Source organism: Glutamicibacter sp. BW78 (assembly GCF_002332245.1).
GTDB classification, from domain to species: domain Bacteria; phylum Actinomycetota; class Actinomycetes; order Actinomycetales; family Micrococcaceae; genus Arthrobacter_H; species Arthrobacter_H rhombi_A.
The window spans coordinates 1-5,700 of sequence record NZ_NRGU01000021.1 but is presented as its reverse complement, the minus strand read 5'-3'; the positions used below and the strand labels follow the sequence as shown (position 1 = coordinate 5,700).

Annotated in this window: 6 protein-coding genes; 2 read left to right on the top strand and 4 right to left on the bottom strand. The window is 58.8% G+C overall.

Annotated elements, in window-relative coordinates:
• The 4 genes from CIK75_RS03400 to CIK75_RS03385 all read right to left on the bottom strand — a co-directional run.
• On the bottom strand, nt 1–1,660 hold a 1,660-nt coding region (locus CIK75_RS03400; protein WP_096223219.1), incomplete at its 3' end, for a type IV secretion system protein VirB4.
• A gap of 9 nt (nt 1,661–1,669) precedes the next feature.
• On the bottom strand, nt 1,670–2,230 hold the full coding sequence (locus tag CIK75_RS03395; protein WP_096223218.1) for a hypothetical protein: 561 nt from the start codon (nt 2,228–2,230) through the stop codon (nt 1,670–1,672).
• A gap of 9 nt (nt 2,231–2,239) precedes the next feature.
• Nucleotides 2,240–2,554, bottom strand: a complete 315-nt coding sequence (locus CIK75_RS03390; protein WP_096223217.1) for a hypothetical protein — start codon at nt 2,552–2,554, stop codon at nt 2,240–2,242.
• A gap of 19 nt (nt 2,555–2,573) precedes the next feature.
• A complete protein-coding gene (locus tag CIK75_RS03385; protein ID WP_096223216.1) occupies nt 2,574–3,509 on the bottom strand; it encodes a conjugal transfer protein in 936 nt (311 codons plus the stop codon).
• A 515-nt stretch (nt 3,510–4,024) separates the two neighbouring features.
• On the opposite strand from CIK75_RS03385, the gene CIK75_RS03380 reads away from it, so the two are divergent.
• Together CIK75_RS03380 and CIK75_RS03375 are read left to right on the top strand one after the other, a co-directional pair.
• Complete coding sequence (locus CIK75_RS03380) at nt 4,025–4,789, top strand: hypothetical protein (RefSeq protein WP_096223215.1); 765 nt, start codon at nt 4,025–4,027, stop codon at nt 4,787–4,789.
• 333 nt (nt 4,790–5,122) lie between these two features.
• The coding region (locus CIK75_RS03375; RefSeq protein ID WP_198962386.1) for a replication protein RepA at nt 5,123–5,700 on the top strand (578 nt) is incomplete at its 3' end.

Sequence of the window (5,700 nt, the reverse complement as noted above, 5' to 3'; positions counted from 1 at the left end):
TCAGCATCGCGACCAGTGATTCAACGTGAGAGGCACCTATTTCGGGACCGAAAACTCGCAAGGGATCCAACGAATATTCCGGCGCGGTGACATCTACGGTGACGCAGTCAGTGATGGACTTCCCAAAGAATTCCCATTCGCGGGTCGAAGAACGATCGATGGCGACGAAGCGAGCCCCCCGGTCGACGATATGACCGGTGATTGTCTTGACCGTTGCAGTTTTTCCGGCGCCGAGCTCTGCGCAGATGGCGAAGGATCCTGAGCGGTCGCCCATGAGGGTACCCTCGATGTCGGCCAGCACGGCAGCCGGCAACCCCCCGGTGATGTTGAATCCCAGCAGCAGCCCTTTTTCTGCTCCGAGCCGGTTGCTGGCCAAGGGAATAGCGCCGGCCAGGTGGTAGGAAGTCGTTTCGTGCTCGAACTCGCGCATCAGAGGCAGTGCAGGCACTCCGATCTGCATGCTCCACCACAATTCCTCCTGTAAGGCCGGGAGCGGGGCATACAGCGCGACCTCCATGGACGTGAAAAATTCTTTGAGTTGTTTTGCGCGTTCCCGCACTTCGAAGGCGCTGGGTGCTGCAACGACGAAGATGGGAGTCACCTGGACCTTTACCTCGCGTTCGGAGCGTCCCAGGTCCTGCTGGAACTGATGGAGGTCCTGGGCATGGATGTCCAGCTCGGATTGGGACCCGGTGATACCGGTGTCAGTGCGTTGGTTGTATTGGTCGCTCAGCCGAGATTCATTCTTGGCGTTCTCCTGTTTGGCTGCACGTGCACTAGTGATCCGCATGCGCCAGACCCAGTCCACGGCGAATGGCATCTGGTCGATTGCCGCCATCCATTCGCCTCCTGGGAACCTGAATCCTCCGGTGGGCATGGCGGAAACAACCTGTAGGCACTGGTAGCTTGGTTCGTCGTTGGCAGCGACCTTGAGATATCGGCGCTCGAAGATGCGGTCGGTGTTTACCTCCGGATCATCGGTCTGCGCTCCGGCGTCCAGGAACGGGTCGATAACACGGTAGCTGGAAGTGCTTTGTTCAGATCCCAACGTCCCGTCTACCCCATCACCGGGGGTCAAGTCATCCAGGGACAGGCCACGCTGTTGGTGGTGCAATGCCAGCCAGACGATTTCCGCAGGGGTTGCCGGGCGGGCCTTCAACGCCGAAGGTAGAACGCCCTGCACGCGTTGTGCCGAGCGGAAGGAAGCTTCCACCAGTTCCGGGTGGGGAGCCATCCGCGGAAGTCCCAGTCGTTCGGATATGAATGACAGGCCGGTTGCCAGGTGACGTTTGAACGCATCCTTAGGATCGGACATTTTCAGTGGTACCGATAACCAATATGTCCTGACGCCTAGTTCCATGTTCTCGAGTTGGTCCAGAGTCTCTCCGACCTCTTCGCACCAACGCGGGACATCCTCCATTTCCAGGCCTTTGAGCATCGCCTCGGCGACCGAGGCTGGATCCACGTTCGCAGTGATCCCGCTGAGGAGTACTTCTCCCGAAAGCGACTGCAGGAACTCTTCATGCAGCTTCTTGATCAGGAACTTCTTCTTCGTCGGTGCATGACCGTAGGCCTGTCCATCAATGCGCCAGGTCGCCCAGACGGTCCCCGACGAGGTGAACATCAGGTTGTTCGTCAGATCGGTGATCGGCAGCTTCATGGTCTTCTCCTAGTTCGTGGCGTTGAGTTGGGCCAGCAGGTGCTGGACCGCGCTACTTCCGGCCACGGGCGTGTGTTGGGTCGTGGAAATGCGCGCGACAGGGTCTGCGACCCCTTCGGGTGCGGTCGCCACAACCACTTCGGTTCGGAACACCGGCCGGCGGGCGGTCGCAGGATTGTTGATCAAGATCCTGTGGCACCCTGAACGCTTCGGGGTTGGGAGGAATACTTTGGCTCCGCGGTATGTCCCCGTTTTCGGTGCCACCATGCTCCTCCCCCACCCCTCAACTAAGACGAGTGGGTTTCCGCGCACGGAGCGCAGGCGCCCTGCCACATAGACGGCGCCGCCGATGAACATTGCCAGGATCACGAGGTTGGCCAGGAAGCTCCCGGTTCCCCACAGGTTCATGGTCTTGATCCCGATGAACAGCGAGGCGAATGCGGTCATGAGTTGAGCGCCGGTGTACGGCCCGCCCCAGATCCGCTCGCCGCTGGGCAGGCGCCCAAACATGATGGGTACCCGCGACACTTGGAAAAACCGGGTGACCTGTGTCTGGTCGTTCATGTCCATGTCGGGCTCCTAGATCCTCGTGGAGTGTCCTGGGCTCCACGGGGGCTCGACGCGTTGGGCAGTCGGTACCGTGGATTCGATCTCTTCGCCTCCCCTGTCGGAGATCCATTTCATTCCACCGTTGAGTCCCCAAAGCATCAGGGCAGCGAGGCAGAGGGCACCGAAAGTCTTCATCCAGTTGCCCTTGGACCCTATGTAGACGCCAATGCAAACCACCAGGGCGACGAATCCGAAGATGATGAGGGTCGCCGAGGTGGCATCGGAGGCAAGCGTGGTGATGGAGTCGAGGAGGGGTCCGGCTTCGACCGAGTGGTTGATGTCCAAGGTGCGTTCCTTTCGTTGGCTACCGCGCACTTTGCGCGGTGGCGATGATTTCGTCGGGTCCCAAGTGGGAGACTTCCCACCGACCGGCCCTGGCCGTGAGGGTCAGCTGGTAGTCGGAAGTCAGAGTGGTTTCCTTATTCGCCTGCAACTTCACGCGAGCGTTGACATGGATTTGTTCCCCGTCTGCGGTCTTCTCCGGCGCTTCCCGATTGGCTACGACGTAGGCCAGCGAGATCTTCTTATGGGGGGCTGGTGAGATTGGTTTGAGCTCCGCGCCCGGAGCCGTGAAGCGCGAGAGATCACCGGTTCCGGACAGGTAGGCGTTGAGGAAACCCGAAACGGTGTCAGTGACCGCGTCTACCGCGGTGACGTCGGCGCTGTATCCGTTGAGTTTTTTCCCGCTGACTTCCAGCTCTGCGACTTCCCTGGGAAGCCCCAAGACGTCGATGCTGGTACCACCCACGGTGCGTAACACGACCTGGTAGGTGTGGGGGCCCCAGCTCTTCGAGGTCTTCACCTCAGCTGTGACAGCAACCTGGTATGTCCCCTCCCCGATCGCTTCCACGTTTGCTGCTGAAAGGTTCCGGGAATCCGACGCGGTCTTGGGCAGTCTCAAATCTCCGGTGGAGATGTACCGGTCAAGGTCGGTGGTGTCCTGGCGGTCGGCAGCCAACCAGGCAGCCACGTAGTTCTGGGCAACGGATCCCAGACTCTGCTCGGCCGCACTGGCTGGTTCCTCTTCGATCATGACGGGGCCATCCTGGGAGGCGTCGATGGCCACCACGACCCCTACACCGGCCACAGCCACCGGCCACAGAACTGCTGCGATGCAAATGCCTATAGTGACCGTCTTGGCCCGCAAGGTGCGCCCGTAGGTCCAGGGCTCAGTCTGTTCAGCTCCGGCATCCTCTTCCACATCGGTGATGTCACCGGTCTCCTCGGGACGGGGTTTCATGCGAGTCTTCACTGCTCTTCTACCTCTCCGATTCGACGAGCTGCTGCTCGGGCTGAAGCCATTGCCGGGGAATTCAAGAAAGTTATGAGCTCCTCAGCCGGAGCTGTTTCGAAGGGTGATTCCACGAGTCGCGCTAGATGCGACTCCAGTCGTTCCTCGGATTCGATGGCCGAGACAGCATCCGTGAAGAAGTTTCTTGTCCGAACGTCGATGACATGTTCGGTGGGCTCAGGCGACTGATCATGTCCCGGCATCGGTGGCTCCTGAAGGGTGTGGGGGTTCTGTAAATTGCTTCGCTATCCATGTACAGGCCCCCCTGGAACCTGTTTTTCCGGTACAACCCGAAAAACCTTCAAAAAACTTTCCTTCCCTTGGATCCCGGCCAATCCACGGAATTTCGAGTGTTCGAACCACCGCGCGCGCGAAGGGGCCATGCCTGATGCAGACCCTGATTCAGGGGCGCTGAGGAACGTCGATGGGGAACACAAACCAACACGGATGGAAGGTGCCCCACGATGTACAGCAACACGAGCCTGTTGAAGAAGATGTCCAGCGAATGGCAGCAAGGCTCCGGACCACGGGTCGATAACTACGGCACGTTGGGAACGCTGAGCGGCGATGAAGCAATGACCACCATCCGTCAGGCGGGTGCCCAGGACGCAGACAGAATGCTCCACCAGGCAATTTGCGAAGCCGCTGACGGAAACCCTGTCCTGGAGCGTCTACTGCTGCAAATGTTCATCGGAAAGATCGTTAAGTTCACCAGGTCATGCCGCTACCTCATCCACCTGAAGACGACCCGATCAGCAGACGAAGCATTCTGCGTTGGCATCGAATGCTTCTGGGAGGCCATCCGGAAATACCCGACACACCGGAAGGAGCACGTAGCAGCGAATCTGTGCTTGAACGCGTTGAAGATCATCAGCCGGCTGGATACAGAATTCGATGTGACGCCCTATGGAAATGAGTACGTGGGTCACACAAACCCCTCCCCCACCCTTCTGGAAACCGTGCCCCACGAAACCAGCAATTCTTGCTCGGGTGAAGAGCTCGCAGAAGTCATGCGGGTGTTGCAGTGGTCCATCGATGTCGAGTCACTTGCAAACGAAGAGGCTCGTCTGCTGGGTCAGTACACGGTCTCCACGGCGACAGAGAAGCACGAACTGGCTGAGGCTCTTGGACTCACGGTGACGTCGCTGAGCAAGAAGGTCTACAACATCAAGACCAAGCTGGCGAAGGCAATCAGCCATCACGGCATCGAACGCGGAGCGCTGGTGTGAACCAGTTATCCACGGATCCACAGCCGACCCCGTCCCCGCTTATGGAAATCTCCATGTTAATTAATAGCTTATGGGGCATGCCTGCATCCCTTGCAGGAGTAGGGCAATCGGCTAATCGGCGTCACCAAATGCACGTGGTCAGGCGTCACCAAATGCACGTGGACAACTTTGGAATTCCTGAAGAAGCGTCACCAAATGCACGTGCTCGATCCCAACGAATACGCGGAATCTCACCCCGAATCGCAGTGTTCACAGCCCTAAAACGAGGGCGTCACCAAATGCACGTGGATAACCCCCGCCATCCACAGAGCATCACCAGGAAAGTACCCACCCATGCTTGATACCCAGAACTCCCTGATTCCAGAACGCCAAATGCGTCTGCTGTCTTTGGCCAGCGAGATCGAAATGAATAGGGATGCCGGATACCGCGGGCATTACGCATCGCGGATCATGGCCCAGCTGTCGCTGCCCTATAGAAATCCCGGGGACCTCCCCGAATGGAGCAGGCGAAACAACGCCCTGACCTTGACCATCACGCCCGGGTCCATCAACACCAAGAACGGGCGCGAAAAGGCCTACCCATACGGAGTCATCCCCCGCTACTTGCTGACCTGGATGACGACAGAGGCCGTCCGGACGCAATCACGCCAGCTCCATATGGGGACATCCCTTAGCTCCTTCCTGGCAACGCTGGGCTTGAACTCCTCCGGAGCCAGTGGAAGGCGAGTCATGGACCAACTCAACAGGCTCGCAGTTGCTTCACTCAATGTGGAGGACATCCGTAAACAGGGCGACCGCTGGAATATTCAAGGAGCCAACTTCCACATTGCCTCTCGCTATGACCTCTGGTTCTCGAGCGATCAGCCCAGCACCCAGGATCAACTCCTCGACTCCACAATCACACTCTCGGA